This is a genomic window from Arthrobacter sp. Ha26 (genome assembly GCF_059091705.1).
The window spans coordinates 444,695-462,714 of the sequence record NZ_JBNHGX010000001.1 but is presented as its reverse complement, the minus strand read 5'-3'; the positions used below and the strand labels follow the sequence as shown (position 1 = coordinate 462,714).

Here is an 18,020-nt window from a genome sequence, read left to right as displayed (position 1 = left end):
TCCCGCCGTCGGAACCCGTCATGCCCGGTCCCGACCCTTCCAGCGTCGCCGCCGTCCAGAAGATGCTCCGGGACGCCAAAAATGAAAAGGAGGGCCGGAAAGGCAACATCGTCCGCAGGATCATGACCCACCCGGTCCGGGCTGTTCCTGTCGCCTTCCTGATGGTCATCATCATCGGCGCGGCCCTGCTGATGCTTCCCGCGGCACGCACTGATCCGGCGTCCGGCGCGTTCATGGACGCCCTGTTCACCTCGGTCTCGGCGGTCTGCGTGACGGGCCTGATTACCGTGGACACGGCAACGTTCTGGACTCCTTTCGGGCACGTGATCATCCTCGTGCTCATCCAGGTGGGCGGATTCGGGATTATGACCCTGGCCACCCTCCTGGCGCTCCTGGTCCGCAAAAGCATCGGCCTGCGCGGCCAGCTCGTGGCTCAGACAGAAACCCACACCCTGAACCTTGGCGACGTGCGCGCGGTGCTGCTGCGGGTTGCGAAGATCATGCTCACGTTCGAGGCCGCAACAGCACTGGTACTGACGGTCCGGTTCTGGATCGCCTATGATCCCAACCCTGGGACAGCCCTCTGGCACGGGATTTTCCACGCCGTCTCCGCCTTTAACAACGCGGGCTTCTCGGTCTACAGCAACAACCTCATCGGCTTCGCCGAGGACCCGTGGATCATCACGCCCATCTGCCTGGCCATCATCGCGGGCGGCCTCGGCTTTCCGGTGATCATCCAGCTCACCCGCGGCGAAACCAAACCCCGGAACTGGACCGTCCACATGCGGCTGACCATTTACGGAACGCTGTTCCTCCTGGCCGCCGGGATGGTCCTGTTTGCCGCGTTTGAATGGAACCGGAACGAAACGCTCGGCCCGCTCTCCGTGACCGGCAAGATTCTGGGGTCCTTCGCCGGCAGCGTCTTTCCCCGAACCGCGGGGTTCAACAGCATCGACTACGGAGCCGCCGCCCCGGAGACGCTGATGGTTACCAACATCCTGATGTTCCTCGGCGGCGGCAGCGCCGGCACCGCGGGCGGCATCAAGATCACCACGTTCCTGGTGCTGGGCTTCGCCATTTGGAACGAAGTCCGCGGCCGGGACCAGGTGACCATCGCCCACCGGTCCGTCAGCTCCTCTTCCCAACGGCAGGCCCTCTCCGTGGCACTCCTGGGGATTGCCGCCGTCGTCATCGGAACCATGCTGCTCCTGATTTTCACGGACTACAGCCTGGAGAAGGTCCTGTTCGAATCCATCTCGGCGTTCGGCACGGTGGGTATGAGCACCGGCATCACGTATACCCTTCCGCCGTCAGCGGAGTGGGTGCTCATGGCGCTGATGTTCACCGGGCGCATCGGCACGGTGACGGTGGCATCGGCCCTGGCCCTGTCAGCCCGGCCGCGCCTCTACCGGCTCCCGGAGGAACGCCCCATCATCGGATAGGTCTAGTTCTTCGCACCGAAGGCCATGCGTGCGGGCCAAGGGGCGGGTTGGTAAAAGATTCCATCAGGCCGGGAGTGCAGCTACCCGTTTATTCGGATACAACTGCACTTCCGGTCCGGTGGAAAGTGGCAAGATAAATAGTGTGCGGCCGGGACCCTGGCCCGATGTGTGGACTCTTCGGGTGCCGTGGCCTGAAAGCTTTTATGCGGCGAGCAGTGCGGGCCGCGAGGTGGTATGCGCGCGGGGTGCCAGAACGCTGATGGTGCACGGCTTCTGGTACGGATCGATTTTCGCGGGCAGATGGTGGGTCTCCGAGCAGTTCTGCAACTGCTCCAGGACCTCGTCATCCACGAGGGCATGGGAGATATCCAACTTCAGGTCCAGGCCCTGTTTGATGGCATTAGCGCGTTTAACCACTACATAGAGGGCATTGACGCTGTGGACGGTGACGTGCCCTTTGGCAATCACCAGAGCTTTGGCGTGGTCAAGATCTACACGGACAACGATGTTCAGCTTGGAATTCAAGTTTTAAAGCCTTCCCCGGCATTGGCTGCGACGCTGCAGCTTCTTGCATGGCCTGTTTCTTAAGCCTCAATCAGAGTAGGGGGTGAATGTGATCCACGCAACAGTTACGGAGTTATTACACCGATTGGTGATGCTGAGGTTGTGACGCCAGCCGGCGTGCTTCTCGGGGCCAGGCCCACCCCGCACCGCTTCACACCACTTCGGGAAGGCTTCCGGTTAATACTGAAACCGGGGCCGCTGACCAGCGCTCGCGCTCCGGCTCGTAGGAGATCACCACGGAGGCTTCGTTGTCCCGCGCTTCATCGATGGCCAGCAGCAGCGCGTCTTCAACGTGCCGGGCGTATTCAAGCCGGTCGGACAGGGCGCCCTGCAGGTCGCCGTCGTCAATCAGGACGTGGCCTTTCCCGTCCACGATGACCTTCAGTGAATAGCCCTGGTCCTCGTGGAGGGATCCGCGGGTTGATGTTATTTCGGTGACTCTGTCTGCCCGGACCAGCCCGTTGCCGAGCGTACGGATCCACACTTCACCCATCGAATGAACCTCCCCTTTGGCTATGGGCGCGGAACAACGCCCCATAAGTCGAACGCTACTCCTCCGCAGGCCGGATGTGACCCGAATTTTCCGGAATTTTCCCCGCACCCCGGGAGGGAAATTCACGGCTGCCCACGGCCATAAAATAAATCTGATGACTTCCCCCGATGACAAGCCTTTCAGCCTGCGCGCCATTGCGGTGGCCGCTTTTGGCCCCACCTTGCTGTTCGGGATCGGCCAGGGCGCCATCCTTCCGGTGGTGGCCCTGACCGCGCGTGATCTTGGCGCCTCCGTGGCCCTCGCGGCGCTGATCGTCACGCTGATCGGGCTAGGGTCCTGGTTCTTCAACCTGCCCGCATCCCTGGTGACGCTGAAGTTCGGGGAACGCTGGGCCATCGTGGGCGCCGCCGTGGCTGCCGGCTTGGCGCTCGCCGCGGCCGGACTGTCCTCCCTGATCCCGGACGGACTGTGGCTGCTCGCGGTGGCGATGGCCGTCGTCGGCATGTCCGGGGCAGTGTTCGGGCTGGCCCGGCAAAAGTACCTCACCGAAGCGGTCCCCGTGGAGTTCCGGGCACGGGCGCTGTCCACATTGGGCGGGGTCAACCGGATCGGTGTGTTCATCGGACCGTTCCTGGGCGCCGCGGTCATACAGTTCTCCGGGATCGGCGGCGCGTACTGGGTGGGGGTGGCGGCCATGGCTGCCGCCGCGTTGCTGTCCCTCACCATCCGTGACCTGGAGGTGGCGGGGGCGTCCGACGGCGGCCCCAAAGGTCCGGAGCCCACCCTCCGTAATGTGGCGGCATCGCACGCGAAGGTGCTCCTGAGCGTGGGCGTGGGGATCCTGCTGCTGAGCGCGCTGCGCTCGTCGCGCCAGGTGGTCATCCCGCTGTGGGCGGACCACCTCGGCATGGACGCTACTTCCGCGTCGTTGATTTACGGATTGTCCGGGGCCATCGACATGTTGGTCTTTTACCCTGCCGGCAAGCTGATGGACCGGAAGGGGAGGCAGTTTGTGGCCGTCCCGTCAACCCTGCTGATGGGCACCGCCCTGCTCCTGATTCCGCTGACCGGGTCCTTTGTGGGACTGCTGCTGGCGGCGCTGCTGATCGGGTTCGGCAACGGGATCAGCTCTGGGCTGGTGATGACATTGGGGGCGGACTTCTCGCCCGACCGGGGGCGCGGGCAGTTCCTGGGGCTGTGGCGGTTCATGGCCGATGCCGGGTCCACCGGCGGCCCGGTGCTGCTCTCCGGGGTGACCGCCGTGGCTTCCCTGGGCGCGGGGATCTCGGCCACGGGCGTCCTGGGGTTCGCGGCGGCGGCCGTGTTCGCCGTCGTCATTCCCCGCCTGAAGCACCGCCGGAACTACTGACTTGCGCTATCACTTTTGGTCCCCAAGCCGCTCCGTTGGGGACCAAAAGTGATAGCGCAACGGGGTGTGGGGCTATCCTCAACAGATGAGTGAAACGCGGACGTCCGCCCGCACCAGTCCGCTGCAGAAGGCCGCCTGGTGGCTGCAAGACTATGCCTATGCCGCAGCCTGCCAGGTCCAGGGCGCCGTATCCAGGGTGCAGCCGGGCTCCTTCCACAAGGGCCACCGCAATCCCGTGCTGATCATTCCCGGCGTCTATGAAAACTGGCAGTTCATGATGCCGCTGATCCGGTCCATCCACGACGCTGGCCACCCCGTCCACGTGGTCACGGTGCTCCAGCGGAACAAGCTGGACGTTCCGGCCGCCGCCCGTATGGTGGCGCAGCACCTGGAGGAGGCGGGCCTGCGCGACGCTGTCATCGTGGCTCACAGCAAGGGCGGGCTGATCGGGAAGTACGCCATGCTGAACCTGGACCCTGAACACCGGATCGAGCGCATGGTGGCCGTGTGCACCCCGTTTTCCGGGTCCCGCTACGCCAAGTACATGCTGCTGCCCAGCCTGCGCATCTTTTCGCCGAGCAACGCCCTGACGCTCCAGCTGGCCCGCGAGGAGACCATCAACAGCCGGATCACATCCATCTACGGGCCGTTTGACCCGCACATTCCCGAGGGCAGCGTCCTGCCGGGGGCCACCAACATCGAGCTGCCCACCGCCGGGCACTTTCGCATCCTGGGCGACCCGGAGACGGCGCGGATCATCGTGGAGCAGCTCAGCCTTCCGATGTAGCCCGGAACGGTAGGCCAGGGACCTCCGGCGAACCTTTTAGGCTTGTTCATGTTGGTGAGCCATCGAAAGGAGAACCGCCGTGACGTCCACTGGCGACCAGCGGGCTGTTCCGGAAGAGCCGGACCACTCACGTTCCAGCAGCCCGGCGGTCCGCAGGCAAAGCAGGTGGGCCACCGTCCTGGCGGTCCTGCAGCGGCTGCTCTACCTGCTGGTGACCATTGCCGTGGGCTGGGCCGTCTTCTACTTCCTGCTCGCCCGGCTGGCCCGCGGCCCCGAGCAGGCGTGGGTGTTCCTGCCGGTCTGGCTGATCCTGGCGTACGCCCTGCTGCCGCGCGTCCACAAGATCCTGAGCAGCCTGTACATCCCGGACTACTTCATCGGCCGGACAAGGACGGGCGACGGCGTCCTGGGCGATCCGGTTAACCTCGCCGTGGTGGGGCCCAGGGAAGAGCTGCGGCAGGCCATGCTGACGGCGGGCTGGGTGGAGGCCGATCCCATTACCCCTGCCACTGCCTGGCACACGCTCACCTCCACACTCCTGGGGCGCAGCTACCCGGCGGCCCCGGTGAGTTCGCTCTACGTCTTCGGCAACAAACAGGACCTCGCGTTCCAGCGCGAAATCGACGGGAATCCCCGGAAACGCCACCACGTGCGGTTCTGGAAATGCCCGCCCGGGTGGCGGCTGCCCGGGGGCCTGGCGGTGGACTGGGTGGGAGCCGGCACCTACGACCGAAGCGTGGGGCTGTCCCTGTTCACGTTCCAGATCACGCACAAAATCGCCGACCGCACCGATGAGGAACGCGACTTCATCATCGACACGCTCCGCTCGGCCAACGCCGTGGAATCGATCCACATCATCCTGAACTACTACAGCGGCTACCATCACCGCAACGGCGGCGGTGACGCCATCCGCACCGACGGGCATCTGCCCATCATCGACCTGCACCCGCCGGACCGGCTGCGTAAGGCCGGGAACTAGCACTTAAGAGTTTGCGAAAATGGCGGCCCTGTCCAGATGTTCGCTGTTCCCGGGACCAGGTATTTGCCGCGGATCTCAGCACGCCAGCCACCTGACAGCAGTGACAGGGTTGTGTACGCCTGGCCCGACTTTTGACTCAGGTCCCCGGTGAATACCGGCGTTGTACTCTCCCCGTTGTAAATGGTCAGCTCGTGGTAGTTGGCAAAGGCCACGCGGCCATAGTTTTTAACGGTGATGGTGGCGCTGACAAGTCCGCAGTTGATAGTGACATTCGTAGGCTGCCTTGCGGGTGCCTCAAGCTTTGCCGTGGAGAGACTCGTCTGTGACAAGGCACCCCCGGCAAAGGCAGCGTTCGCCGAGGGGCAAAGCGAAGTAACGAGGAAGATGAAGACGACGATGCCGAGCGTTGTGGCGGTCCCGCTCCTCATGTGATGCCTAGCCATTGGATGCCGGTTCAGGGTCTTTGCGCCAGATCGATGCCAGCAGCCCGACAACCAGGACCGCGGGAGCGCCGTACATCAGGGTGTTCAGGACGAGCGGCTGGCGCAGGGTGCGGATGGCCTGGCCCGCGAAGGGGATGGTGAGGATCTGCTTGTCCACCATCGAACCTTTGAAGCTGGCGATCCAAGGGTCCACGCCGTCATTGGCGTCCCCCTTGGTGCGCACCGCTATCGAACCGTCAGCGTTTGCCAGGAGTTCGGCAACCCGGTGGGTCTCGACGCGCTGATCCTCCACGGGGATGTGGTACGTGATGACGTCGCCTACCCGGATGTCCGCAACGGGCGCAGGTACGGTCACCACAACATCGCCCGGGTTGATCAGGGGAGCCATGGATGCGGTCAGCATGGTTGACGTCTGGTAGCCCATGAGGCGGGGACCGACGGCAAGGAAGAAAAAGCCTGCTACAGCGAAGACGACCAGCAGGCTGCTCAGGATATTGACCGTTTTGCGGACTGCGGTCTTCAGGCCGCTGGATTTTGTGCTCAGTGTCTCCGCCGAAGTCCCGGCATCGCGTTGGGGGGTGTTGCGACGCCGGGACGGCTCGGGGGCATTTGCAGCGCTGGATGCAGGGACATCAGTCAGTGTGCTCATGGCGGTACGGCCCTTAGGGGAGACGGGGTGCGGGAAAGGTTTCCTGGCGGCGCCGCTTCATAACGCCGCCAGGAGACTAGAGGGCTACTTGACGGTGCCTGTGCGCTGCGTAGCGTCGAACTTGAAATTCACGGTGCTGGTGAGGCCCTGGAAGGAGTCTGTGGCGCCGGTGGGCAGCGAGGTGGTGATCTTCAAGCGGTCGGACTTGGTGGCGGTAAGGGAAGCCGGAGCGGCGAGAACCCTGGTTCCGAGGATGGGAGCGCTGGCCACCAGGGTTTTGGAGCCCGCGCACGTGTCCGGCCCATTCGCGACTGTCACCCAGTCGGTGCTGCAGGACTCAACCGTGAACTGAAGGCCGTTTTGGACATCCGACGTGAGCAGGGAGGCTACGGTGGCGGTGGTTGTCAGGGTAACGGCGTTGAAGTCCGAGTCGCCGTTGTTGCTCAGCGTGACAAACTTCTCGACAGAATCGCCGGGGAGCATGCCGGAAACAGCGGTGCTGAGTGTGTTCACGGTTCCGCCCAGTTCGATGACCACCGTGCCGGCCTTTACTTCCTGGCTCGCGTTTGTGGTGGACGTGAAGGCGCCGTAGGTCCCCAGGCCGGCGACGGCGGCAGCAGTGCCGACCAGTGCGACGGAAGCCAGGATCTTGCCTGAAGTGCTTTTCATGCTGATGCCCATGGTGTGCCCCTAAAAAGTGTTGTGCGGTGTTCCGCTGAGACCTTGTGAGCCTCTGCGGCTCCGATAGGAATAGCTTCGTGGAGCTCGCTCAAATTACACCGGGGTAATGACTCAAGGTTGGGTCAAAAGTTCATCGGCGTTTGCGCAGGACGGGGCGGCCGGGTCTGTTCCCGCGGACCCGGCTGTGCCAGTCTTTGGTGAGGGGGCCGTTTGCCGTGGCAGGAGGGCTGACATGAGAATCGCCGCCGGGCAGTTCAGCGCCGGCAGGGACCCCAAAGGGAACCTGCAGCAGATCTCCAGGCTGATGGAAGCTGCGGCTTTGCGCAATGCGGATCTGCTGGTGCTTCCCGAGTCCAGCCTCTACGCAAGCGCCGAGCCCTCCACCGTCTTAGCGGGCGTGGCGGAGCCGCTGGACGGCCCTTTCATCAGCGGTATCGCCGCAGTGGCCCGGGGCCTTCACCTGCCGGTGGTGGTGGGAACCACCGAGGCGAATCCCGGCGGCCTTCCCTTCAACACCCTGGTGGCGCTCGACGCCGAAGGTGCTGTCCAGGGCACGTACCGCAAAGTGCATCTCTACGATGCCTTCGGGTACCGGGAAAGTGAGGGCACCAGCCAGGGCGCCATTGACCTGCCGGCGCTCCTCTCCTACGGGCAGCTGCGCCTGGGCATGCTCACCTGCTACGACCTAAGGTTCCCGGAGAGCGCCCGGTACCTGGTGGACGCCGGGGCGAACGTCCTGCTGCTGCCCGCCATGTGGATCGTTGGCCCGGGCAAAGAGGACCACTTCAGCACCCTGGTGCGTGCCAGGGCCATCGAGAATACGTCCTACGTGGTGACGGCGAACCAGTGCGGGCCGCTGGCCACGGCCTACTCTGTGGTGGTGGATCCTTTCGGGGTGGTGATCGCCAGCGCCGGCGAAGCCCCCGGCCTTGTTTTTGCGGAGCTGGAACCGGAACGTATCGCAGCTGTCCGGACGCGCGTTCCCTCCCTCCGGAACCGCCGTTTCCGGGTGGTTCCGATGGACGGGGAATGAGCCGCGAAAGTGTGATCGTCTTGACACGGGGAATTGACACTGACGAAACATTCCGGCCCTCCCGCGGCCATAAAATTGGAGGCAGTCAGATCTTCCTGGAGGGACCACAGTGCACACCACCGACGCCGCGATGAAACCTGTCATCGGACTCACCACGTACCTGGAGCAGGCAGGTACCGAGGGTTGCGGCACGGTCAGGGCGGCTTTCCTTCCCGAGACGTACTTGAACCCCATCATCGCGGCGGGCGGTATGCCCATCCTCCTGCCGCCGCAGCCCGTGATGGCAGGCATGGTTGAAGTGCTTGTCAGCAGGCTCGATGGCCTGGTGGTTCCCGGCGGCTGGGACGTGAATCCCGCCCTCTACGGCCAGGAGGCACACACCGCGACGGATGCGCCCCATCCTGTACGTGACGCCTGGGAGCAGGCCCTCATTAGGGAGGCCATCCGCCAGGACGTCCCGTTGTTGTGCATTTGCCGCGGCGAGCAGCTGCTGAATGTGACGCTCGGCGGCAGCCTCCACCAACACCTGCCGGACGTCATCGGCAACGGCCAGTACCAGCCCGGCGGCTACACGTTCAACCGCATCCCGGTGGAAATCAGGCCCGGTTCCCGCCTGGAGCAACTGATCGGCGCGAACCCCGGACCCGTGCCTGTGTCCCACCACCAGGCCGTGGACAAGCTCGGGGAGGGCCTTATCGCGGCCGCTTGGAGCGAAGACCAGGTGGTGGAAGCCATCGAGTACCCGGCCTGCACGTTCACCATGGGCATCCAGTGGCACCCGGAGGAACTGCCCGAGGACTTCGGCCTGTTCCGCGGTTTTGTGGAAGCAGCCCGCGGGAAGTTCCTGTCCCGGCTCCTGCCGGCCACAACGCCGTCCACCGTTTCCGCAGGGATCAATGCCAGCCTGGCAGGCCCCACACCCGGGTAGGACAGAAGCTCCCCTCAAGGGTTAAGGAACCGCCGCGGGAACAGCGCCAAAGCGCCTGCTTCCCGGGGCGGTTCTTTGCGTTAAGGCTTGCCGACAATAAATAAGCATGCTTAGTATGTTGTAGACACTGAGGTTAAGCCAACGCTTCATGGGTTCGATTCCAGGGAGTACAGATGGCCGGTTTCCGTAGAGATGCCCTTGCTGTCCGCGCTTGTCATGATCGGCGTCTCCATCTTCGGCAACAGGGGGTTACAGGCCCCGGACGAGGTAACCCGGGGCCGAAGTGCCGCCGAAATGGCCACTTCCTGCCCGCCCGTCGTCCCACTGCCCACCCGGCGCGCTCCAACGAAACCGCCGCTGGTGGTCCGCGAAGCGCCAAACCGATTGCAGTAAACAGCGAGGAACGAGGGACACCAGCATGTGCGGCATAGCCGGCGAAATCGCCTTCAACGGAAGACACGCCTCCCAGGAGGCGGTCCTGAAAATCATGGGGGCAATGACGTCGCGGGGACCGGACGGGCGGGGAACGTGGGAGGCGGGCTGGGTTGCACTGGGGCATCAGCGGCTCAGCATCATCGACCTCTCCGAGGCGGGGGCGCAGCCCATGGTGGACGACGGCGGCCTGGCCGTCACATTCAACGGCTGCATCTACAACTACAAGGAACTGCGCCACGAACTCGAACCCGAGTTTACCTTCCGGTCCACGAGTGACACCGAGGTCATCCTGAAGGCCTACCGGAAGTGGGGCGATGATTTCGTCCACCACCTGGTGGGGATGTTCGCCATCGCGCTGTACGATCCGCAGCGGTACGAAGTCCTCCTGGTCCGGGACCGGCTGGGCATCAAGCCGGTGTACGTTTCCCACCTGCACGGCAGGTTGCGCTTCGCGTCCAGCTTGCCCGCACTGGTGGCCTCCGGCGGGATCGATACCTCGGTCGACGAGGTGGCCCTGCACCATTACCTGAGCTGGCACTCGATCGTTCCGGCGCCGCGCAGCATTCTTCGCGGGGTTCAGAAGCTGCCGGCCGCCACCATCAGGACCATCCGCCCGGACGGCAGCTGGCACGACCGCGAATACTGGAAGCCTTCCTACACGCGGAAGGACGAGCACCGCGGGTGGTCCGCCTCGGACTGGCACGACGCGGTCCGCGACTCGCTCCGTACAGCAGTACGACGCCGGATGGTGGCCGACGTGCCCGTGGGCGTCCTTCTGTCCGGGGGACTGGATTCCAGCCTCCTGGTTGCGCTGCTCGCCGAAGAGGGACAGCACGGCCTGTCCACGTTCAGCATCGGGTTCGACGGTGCCGGCGGTGACTCCGGGAATGAGTTCGCTTTCTCGAACCTGGTGGCACGTGAGTTTGGGACGCGGCATGAACAGCTGCATATCAGCACCTCCGAGTTCGCTCCCTCCATCGACGGGGCCGTGGGGGCGATGTCCGAACCCATGGCCAGCCATGACGTCACCGCGTTCCACCTGCTGTCCCGGACCGTGGCCGAGCACCTGAAGGTGGTGCAGTGCGGCCAGGGTGCCGATGAGGTGTTCGGCGGGTACGGGTACCACCAGCCATTAGCCACTGTGGCACGTACCGATGCGCTGGGGGCCTTTACCTCAAGTTTTGTGGACCACAGCCATGCGGAGCTCCTCAACATCCTGGAACCCGAGTGGTACTGCGGTTCCGATGTGAGCAGCAGGGTCCTCGCCGCCAACCTCGACGCCCCGGGAGCAGAGACAGCCCTGGATGCGGTACTGCGGCTGGACACCCACCTGCTGATGGTGGACGATCCCGTCAAGCGGCTGGACAACATGAGCATGGCGTGGGGCATCGAAGCCCGGGTCCCGTTCCTGGACCATGAACTGGTGGAACTCGCCGCCGCCTGCCCGCCGGAGCTCAAGGCGTCCCAGGGCGGGAAGGGGATACTGAAGGACCTGGGCCGCCAACTCCTTCCCGCCGCCGTGGTGGACCGGCCCAAGGGATACTTCCCCGTCCCGGCCCTCCGGCATTTGGAAGAACCCTTCATCACCATGGTCCGCGAGGCACTCCACACCCCGGCGGCCAAACAGCGGGGGCTCTTCCAGCCTGCGTACGTCGACGGACTCCTGGCCAACCCCAACATGGAGCGGACGCCCGTGAACAGCAACGTGCTCTGGCAGCTGGCGCTGCTGGAAATGTGGCTCCAGCACCACGGGGTGGGCTAGCCCCTGGGTGAGTCCCGCCGTCGTGCGGCATAGGCGAAGAGGGCCGTGGTGGCTACGGTGGCCAGGTACCCGGCAATGACGATCAGCGAGATCCCGGCCCAGAAATAGTTGGTGGTGCTGGTTTCCTGCCACGGGCTCGGTGCGATCCGGATCAGCGAATACACGGCCACCACCGCCGACGCCAGCCCGATCACCACCGGCAGGGTCAGCCAGATCCTGGCTGACCCCACATGGGCGCCGAAGCCCTCCCACGCGTTCCATGTTCCGCGCCGGATAATCAGCCAGCCCGCCGGAATCATGAAGGCGCCCACCAGCAGGAAGGCCGCGACCACATCGGCGGGCCGGTGCCACTGGTTGATCAGCGTGGACACTCCGGAGGCGATGGCGAATGTTCCGCCCACGAAACCCGCCATCGGCCGCCAGCGCGGTGAGGCCATCAGGAACACCGCGGCCGCCGCCGACGCCGCCAGCGTGGTGTGACCGGACGGCAGCGAGTTCAGTTCCAGCGTCACCACGCCCTTGTCCGGACGCGCCGGCAATAGATCCTTCAGCACCTGGGTGGCAATATTGGCGCCAACGCACGCAGCAACCGCGATGCCGGCTTCGGTCCAGTGCCTGCGGATCACCGTGACGAACAGGACCACGACGGCGGCCATCACCAGGGAGATGGTGGGCAGCAGGTCCAGGAACTTGGTGCTCGCCTTTCCTGCCGGCCCGTGGATGTCGACGGCTTCGACGAGGGCGGATTCGTCAATGAACTGGCCAGTGGTGGTCTGGACAAAGTAGTGGTACGTGGCGAACAGGCCCGCAATGCAGGCCATCGTGGCCAGCACAAACAGGAATCCCGAGCCCGGAGCGGGCCTGCTGGATGTCCTGGGGGATGCATGCCGCGAGATCGTCACTGGTTAAGGGTGGCACAGAAAGCTGGGAGCCCGCCGCAACCGTGTGACTTGCGTTTAGAGTCCTCACAACGGGTCTGCAAGACGCTAATGCGAGTCAGCCGGGCAGGGAGGGTTTGACCGGGTCCAGCCGCGGGATGCTCGCCGCTGCAACGAGTACTGCCAGGGCGCCCAACCCGAACGGCAGGGCAAACAAGGTGGCAACGCCGCCCACCAGCAGCGGCCCGCCGGCGTCGCCCAGTTCCCGGCCGAGTTCGGCCGAGCCCATGGTGCGCCCCATCCGCTCCGGGGGCGTGGTATCCGCCAGATGGGCGAACCCGAGCGGGGTGACAGCACCGATGCCGGCACCGATCACTGCCGCGGCAAGGAAAATGGTGACCACCCCCGGGGCAAATGCCAGCAGTCCGACGCCCGCGGCAATCAACAGCAGTCCCGCCGTCGTGCCCCTGTTGTCCGTGACACGCTGGCTGTCCCGCATCCGCCCCATCCATGGCTGGACGAGTACCGAACCGGCGGCGAGGAGACTCACGGCAGCCGTGCCGGCCAAGGCCCCGAGCCCGTGCCGGGTGGCCAGCGCGGGAAGGAAGCCGACGGCGGCGCCAAGCGCAGCCGTGGACGCTGCCAGCACCAGCGTGGGCACCAGGAACCTGCGTTCGCCCACCTGCCGGGCAAGATCCATCACGGTGTACCGCTGGCGGGGGAGGGGTTCGAGGTGCGGCACAGCCACCATGACCCACACCGCCGTGGCTGCGGCCAGCGCTGACAGGGTCCCGAACAACAGGGGGAACCCGCCCACCATGATGAGTCCGGCCCCGAGCAGTGGCCCGATGATGTAGCCGAGGCTCTTCCAGGATCCGTACCGGCCGAAGTAGGTGCCGGCTTTGCCGCCGCGGGCAAGCCTGGCCACCATGGACGAGGACGCCGGGGAGAATGCCGACGCCGCCGCGCCCTGCCCCAGCCGGGCGAGCGCGAGCATCAACGGCTGGTCCGCCCAGAGTCCGATCAGGGACAGCGCCGCGAAGGCAAACAACCCGCCGATGATCACCGGTTTGGGGCCCACCCGGTCACTGAGGGCGCCGAAAACGGGTTTGAGGAATACCTCCGAGATGTCGTACAGCGCCAGGAGGATGCCCAGGTTGAGCAGCGTCAGGCCGATGTTGTCGCTTTGGGCGCCCAGGCCAGCCGCGATGCTGTGGGCCCCAAACGCCGTGACGAATCCCGCCGCGTACAGCGGGGCGGAGGATGGGCGGGTGGCAAGGCCGGGGCCGGAGGCGGTCACATCGGCGAGTGTAGCCGCTGCACGTCATGGGAGCGTACCGCCAGCGCCTGGAGTATCCCGGATTTCTCCCCGCCCTTGAGTAAGCGGCCGGACATTTTCAGTCTTCACAAAACTCTGAATATGAGTACTCTGCGAAGTATGGAGACCATCATCAAGACCATTGGTTTGCATAAGCATTTCGGTCAGGTCAGGGCCCTGGACGGCCTGGACCTCGAGGTCCACCGCGGGGAAATCCACGGCTTCCTCGGGCCCAACGGCGCCGGCAAGTCCACCACCCTCCGAATCCTGTTGGGCCTGGCCAAGGCCACCTCCGGAAGGGCTACGGTCCTGGGCCTGGACCCGTGGACGCAGGCGGTGGAACTGCACCGCCGGCTGGCCTACGTTCCGGGCGATGTGCGGCTCTGGCCCAACCTTTCCGGCGGCGAGACCATCGACCTCCTCTCACGCCTGCGCGGCGGTACCGCTGACCGTCCGGCCTTCGAGCAGCGCAAAGACCGGCTCTGCGATGCCTTCGACTTCGACCCCGGCAAGAAGGGCCGGACCTACTCCAAGGGCAACCGGCAGAAGGTGGCGCTGATCGCGGCGCTCGCGACGGACGCCGAGCTCTACCTCTTCGACGAGCCCACGAGCGGACTTGACCCGCTCATGGAGGCGGTCTTCCGGCGCGAGACGCTCGCCGTCGTCGAACGCGGTTCCACGGTGCTGCTCTCCAGCCACATCCTCTCCGAGGTGGAGGTGCTGTGCCACCGCGTGAGCATCATCCGCGCGGGCAGGATCGTGGACGGCGGGACGCTGGACTCGCTGCGCCACCTCACCCGCACCGAGGTGTCCTTCGCGGCGGACGGCGTGGATGCCAGCGCGCTGGCGAAATTGGCCGGCGTGCATGATGTGACGGCCGACGGCGGCAGGGTCCGGTTTGGTGCCGACGCTGACCGGATAGCCGAGGTGCTTCCCGAGCTGGGCGCCCTGAACGTGCAGGGCCTGACCATCACGCCGCCGTCCCTGGAGGAGCTGTTCCTGCGGCATTACGGTGACGCTTCGGCGGGAACAGACGCGGCTGGCAGTAGGCACGCCGCCGCACCCGACGGCGAACATGGGCGCCGGCGGCATCTGCTGGGCGCGCGGGGCCGTGGCTGACGTGGGCGTCCTCCGGGTTCTCTGGGGCCAGCGCCTGCGGCGTGACCGTTGGCAGCTGGTGATCTGGGTTGGCGGAATCGGGGCACTGGCAATGTTCTCCGCCGCCGCCATCCACCAGACGTACGGCGACCAGGCCAACCGCGCCGAGATCCTCCAGATAGCGACCGCGACCCCCGCGATCCTGATGCTGCGCGGCCTGCCCCGCGGCGCCGACCAGGGGGCTTTCACGTTCTTCCAGATCTACGCTTTCCTGGCCCTGCTGGCCGGCCTGATGAGCACCTTCCTGGCGGTGCGCCACTCCCGCGCCGAGGAGGAAACCGGCAGCGCCGAACTCGTGGCCGCCACCTCTGCCGGCCGCCTCACCCCCGCGATGGCCACCTGCCTGCATGGCATCACCGCCAACGTCCTGGTAGCGCTCGCCGTCTTTGCCGGGTTCGCGGGCCAGGGCCTGGACCCGGAAGGCTCCTTGGTAGCCGGAGCCGCTACGGGCGCCGTCGGCATTGCCTTCCTCGGAGTGGGATTCCTCGTGTCGCAGTTCATTGGTACTTCCCGCGGGGCCAACGGCCTCGCGTCCACCTTTGTGGTCCTTGCCTACGTCCTTCGCGGGATCGGGGATGCCACGGGGACGCCGGGCGGCGACGGGACGGTGATGACGGAGGGAGCGGCCAGTTGGCTGTCCCCGATCGGCTGGGGACAGCAGACCTTCGCCTTCACCGGAAACCGCGCCTGGCCACTTCTGTTGCCCCTTGCCCTCGCGGCCTTATCCCTCACGGTGTCCGGGCTCCTCCTGGGCGTGCGGGACAGCGGTGACAGCATCTGGGGTTCCCGCCCCGCACGGACCACCGCGCGGCCCGGCCTGAACAGTCCTGCCGCCCTGGCGCTGCGGCTCCAGGCCGGATCGATCATCGGCTGGGGTTTGGGCGGGCTTGCTGCCGGGCTCCTTGCCGGCTCGCTGGGTAAGGCGATTTCCGCCGTCGACCTTGCCGACAGCAACGTCACCGCGGCGCTGCGGGCGATCCTCCAATCACAGGGGACGTCCCTGACCCAGCTCATGGTCTCGGTGCTGTTTACCATGGCCAGCATCCTGGCGGCCACCTGCGCCCTGCAGGCGGTGATCCGGATGCGGCAGGAGGAAGCGGCCGGAACAGCCGAGCTCCTGCTCGCCGCACCGGTGGGGCGGACACGGTGGCTGGCCAGCTACCTCGCCCTGGGAACGGCCGCCGTGGTGCTGGTCATGATCCTGGCAGGACTCGGGGCCTGGGCCACGCTGTCGGGTTCGGGGGACACCTCCATGGATGCCGCCACGATCTGGGAGACCGCCGCGGCACAAGTGCCCGCCGCCTTGATCTACCTCGCGGTCCCCGCGCTCGTATTTGTTCTCTGGCCCTCGGCCACCATCGGCCTCGGCTGGGTGTTCCTGGGGCTCGGCGTCGTGCTCGGCATTTTCGGCGGAATGGTGGGGCTCGACCAGAACATCCGCGATCTGTCCCCGTTCTCCCACGCCCCCGTCCCCAACGGCGCCACCGACTGGAGCGGCGCCTGGTGGATGCTGGCCATCGCCGTCGTCACCGCCGCAGCAGCCATCGCCGCCATGCGCCGGCGCGAGGTGGGCACCGCATGAGTCCCGGGGATGCCGAGGTCACCGCGGCCGCGGAACGGACGGCCGCGGCCTTTGCGGCGGCGGGGTTTCCGAAGATGCCGGCCCGTGCACTGCTTGCCCTCGTTTCCTCCGAGCAGGGATGCCTCACCGCTGCCGGGCTCGCCGAACGCCTCGGCGCAAGCGCGGCAGCGGTTTCCAACGCCGTCCGTTACCTCCAGACCGTGGGCTTCGTGCAGCGGATCTCGCAGCCAGGCAGCCGCCGGGACCTCTACGCCCTGCACGATGACGAGTGGTACGTGGTGTCGATGCGGAACAGCCCTGTCTACGAAAAACTCGCGGCATTGACCGACGCGACTGCTGAGACGTTGCCTGCCGGATCCGCCGCGCGGGCACGGGTGGCGGAGATGGCACGGTTCTACCGCTTCCTCAACAGCCGGATGCCCGCGCTGCTGGACGACTGGGAGAAGGAACGCAACAACGCGCTCGAGGAGGCGGGGCCGTGACCATCGTGGACAATGCGGTGTACGTTAACGGGCTGCGCACGCAGGACCCCGGGAGCCTGGACGAAACCTACTTCATCCTGCGCCAGCGTGAGGGGATGGCCTGGATCGGGCTCTACCGGCCGGACGCGGAGGAACTGCAGTCCGTGGCGGAGGAATTCGACCTCAATCCCCTTGCCGTGGAGGACGCCCTCGCCGGGCACCAGCGGGCCAAGCTGGAGCACTACGGCGAATGCGTGTTCCTGGTGCTGCGTCCCGCCCGCTACCTGGACGACGTCGAACAAGTGGACTTCGGCGAGATCCACGTCTTTGTGGGGCAGGACTATGTGGTCACCGTCCGGCATGCAGAATCCCCGGACCTCGCCAGGGTCCGGCGGCGGATGGAAGGCATGCCGGAGTTCCTCGCGCTGGGCCCGGATGCCGTCCTCTACGGCATCCTGGACCAGGTGGTGGACGAGTATGAGCCGGTGGCAGCCGGGCTCGAGAATGACATCGACGAGATCGAGGACGATCTTTTCGGCGCCGACCCGGACGTGTCCCGCCGGATCTACGAACTGTCCCGCCAGGTCATCACGTTCCAGCGCGCCACGAGCCCACTTGTGGGCATCCTGCAGGGCCTGACGGCCGGGACGCCGGAACGGGTGCCGGACCCCGAACTCCAGGACCACTTCCGTGACGTGCTGGACCACGTCCTGCGGCTCAACGAACGCGTGGCATCGTTCCGGGCGCTGCTGCAGAACGCGCTCGCAGTCAACGCAGCCCTCGTGGCCCAGCGGCAGAATGACGAGATGCGCCGCCTTACCGAATCCAGCTTTGCCCAGAGCGAGCAGGTCAAACGGATCTCATCCTGGGCGGCCATCCTTTTCGCCCCGACGCTGGTGGGGACGATCTACGGCATGAACTTCCGCTCGATGCCGGAGCTGGACTGGGTGTTCGGCTACCCGTTCGCGCTGGGCCTGATGGTTGCCATGGGGCTGGTGCTCTACTGGACGTTCCGGCACAACAAGTGGATTTAGTTGTCCACATAGCCGCGGCCGTCC

General features: G+C 65.8%; 18 protein-coding genes. 11 read left to right on the top strand and 7 right to left on the bottom strand.

Annotated elements, in window-relative coordinates; all coding sequences use genetic code 11:
- Positions 1–20: 20 nt before the first annotated feature.
- A complete protein-coding gene (locus AC5RVY_RS02170) occupies positions 21–1,442 on the top strand; it encodes a TrkH family potassium uptake protein (RefSeq protein WP_493953050.1) in 1,422 nt (473 codons plus the stop codon).
- Positions 1,443–1,643: 201 nt separating this feature from the next.
- On the opposite strand, the gene AC5RVY_RS02165 is transcribed toward AC5RVY_RS02170, so the two are convergent.
- Together AC5RVY_RS02165 and AC5RVY_RS02160 are read right to left on the bottom strand one after the other, a co-directional pair.
- A complete protein-coding gene (locus AC5RVY_RS02165; RefSeq protein ID WP_493953049.1) occupies positions 1,644–1,967 on the bottom strand; it encodes a hypothetical protein in 324 nt (107 codons plus the stop codon).
- 190 nt (positions 1,968–2,157) lie between these two features.
- Complete coding sequence (locus AC5RVY_RS02160) at positions 2,158–2,499, bottom strand: hypothetical protein (RefSeq protein ID WP_493953048.1); 342 nt, start codon at positions 2,497–2,499, stop codon at positions 2,158–2,160.
- Between the two features lie 154 nt (positions 2,500–2,653).
- Here AC5RVY_RS02160 and AC5RVY_RS02155 point away from each other — a divergent pair, with 154 nt between their 5' ends.
- From AC5RVY_RS02155 to AC5RVY_RS02145, 3 genes are all read left to right on the top strand, one after another.
- Positions 2,654–3,868 carry an MFS transporter gene (locus tag AC5RVY_RS02155; RefSeq protein ID WP_493953047.1) on the top strand — a complete coding sequence of 405 codons (1,215 nt, stop codon included), beginning with the start codon at positions 2,654–2,656 and terminating at the stop codon, positions 3,866–3,868.
- 85 nt (positions 3,869–3,953) lie between these two features.
- Positions 3,954–4,655: an esterase/lipase family protein gene (locus AC5RVY_RS02150; protein ID WP_493953046.1), complete on the top strand. Its 702-nt coding sequence runs from the start codon at positions 3,954–3,956 to the stop codon at positions 4,653–4,655.
- A 79-nt stretch (positions 4,656–4,734) separates the two neighbouring features.
- A complete protein-coding gene (locus tag AC5RVY_RS02145) occupies positions 4,735–5,634 on the top strand; it encodes an LssY C-terminal domain-containing protein (RefSeq protein ID WP_493953045.1) in 900 nt (299 codons plus the stop codon).
- Here the strand turns inward: AC5RVY_RS02145 and AC5RVY_RS02140 are convergent.
- From AC5RVY_RS02140 to AC5RVY_RS02130, 3 genes are all read right to left on the bottom strand, one after another.
- Complete coding sequence (locus tag AC5RVY_RS02140) at positions 5,631–6,062, bottom strand: SipW-dependent-type signal peptide-containing protein (RefSeq protein WP_493953044.1); 432 nt, start codon at positions 6,060–6,062, stop codon at positions 5,631–5,633. The two genes, AC5RVY_RS02145 and AC5RVY_RS02140, sit on opposite strands and share 4 nt — an antisense overlap.
- Positions 6,063–6,069: 7 nt before the next feature.
- Positions 6,070–6,726 (bottom strand): signal peptidase I, encoded by a 657-nt coding sequence (locus AC5RVY_RS02135; RefSeq protein WP_493953043.1) that lies wholly within the window; start codon positions 6,724–6,726, stop codon positions 6,070–6,072.
- An 84-nt stretch (positions 6,727–6,810) separates the two neighbouring features.
- A complete protein-coding gene (locus tag AC5RVY_RS02130; protein ID WP_493953042.1) occupies positions 6,811–7,395 on the bottom strand; it encodes a TasA family protein in 585 nt (194 codons plus the stop codon).
- Between the two features lie 244 nt (positions 7,396–7,639).
- On the opposite strand from AC5RVY_RS02130, the gene AC5RVY_RS02125 reads away from it, so the two are divergent.
- From AC5RVY_RS02125 to AC5RVY_RS02115, 3 genes are all read left to right on the top strand, one after another.
- Positions 7,640–8,440, top strand: coding sequence for a carbon-nitrogen hydrolase family protein (locus AC5RVY_RS02125; protein ID WP_493953041.1), 801 nt, complete (start codon positions 7,640–7,642; stop codon positions 8,438–8,440).
- Positions 8,441–8,549: 109 nt separating this feature from the next.
- Positions 8,550–9,368, top strand: a complete 819-nt coding sequence (locus AC5RVY_RS02120) for a gamma-glutamyl-gamma-aminobutyrate hydrolase family protein (RefSeq protein ID WP_493953040.1) — start codon at positions 8,550–8,552, stop codon at positions 9,366–9,368.
- A gap of 418 nt (positions 9,369–9,786) precedes the next feature.
- On the top strand, positions 9,787–11,565 hold the full coding sequence (locus tag AC5RVY_RS02115) for an N-acetylglutaminylglutamine amidotransferase (protein WP_493953039.1): 1,779 nt from the start codon (positions 9,787–9,789) through the stop codon (positions 11,563–11,565).
- On the opposite strand, the gene AC5RVY_RS02110 is transcribed toward AC5RVY_RS02115, so the two are convergent.
- A complete protein-coding gene (locus AC5RVY_RS02110) occupies positions 11,562–12,467 on the bottom strand; it encodes a phosphatase PAP2 family protein (protein WP_493953038.1) in 906 nt (301 codons plus the stop codon). The two genes, AC5RVY_RS02115 and AC5RVY_RS02110, sit on opposite strands and share 4 nt — an antisense overlap.
- Positions 12,468–12,561: 94 nt before the next feature.
- Entirely contained in the window at positions 12,562–13,743 is a 1,182-nt protein-coding gene (locus tag AC5RVY_RS02105; protein WP_493953037.1) for an MFS transporter, read from the bottom strand.
- 138 nt (positions 13,744–13,881) lie between these two features.
- On the opposite strand from AC5RVY_RS02105, the gene AC5RVY_RS02100 reads away from it, so the two are divergent.
- The 4 genes from AC5RVY_RS02100 to AC5RVY_RS02085 are packed head-to-tail and all read left to right on the top strand — an operon-like array spanning position 13,882 to position 17,996.
- The gene (locus tag AC5RVY_RS02100) at positions 13,882–14,880 is read left to right on the top strand and encodes an ABC transporter ATP-binding protein (RefSeq protein WP_493953682.1); all 999 of its coding nucleotides are present in this window, start codon (positions 13,882–13,884) and stop codon (positions 14,878–14,880) included.
- Positions 14,774–16,501, top strand: a complete 1,728-nt coding sequence (locus AC5RVY_RS02095) for an ABC transporter permease (protein ID WP_493953036.1) — start codon at positions 14,774–14,776, stop codon at positions 16,499–16,501. The genes AC5RVY_RS02100 and AC5RVY_RS02095 overlap by 107 nt, the downstream gene beginning before the upstream one ends.
- Positions 16,498–16,983 carry a GbsR/MarR family transcriptional regulator gene (locus AC5RVY_RS02090; protein WP_493953035.1) on the top strand — a complete coding sequence of 162 codons (486 nt, stop codon included), beginning with the start codon at positions 16,498–16,500 and terminating at the stop codon, positions 16,981–16,983. Before AC5RVY_RS02095 ends, AC5RVY_RS02090 begins: the two co-directional genes overlap by 4 nt.
- Positions 16,980–17,996 (top strand): magnesium and cobalt transport protein CorA, encoded by a 1,017-nt coding sequence (locus AC5RVY_RS02085; RefSeq protein WP_493953034.1) that lies wholly within the window; start codon positions 16,980–16,982, stop codon positions 17,994–17,996. The genes AC5RVY_RS02090 and AC5RVY_RS02085 overlap by 4 nt, the downstream gene beginning before the upstream one ends.
- Positions 17,997–18,020: the final 24 nt, after the last annotated feature.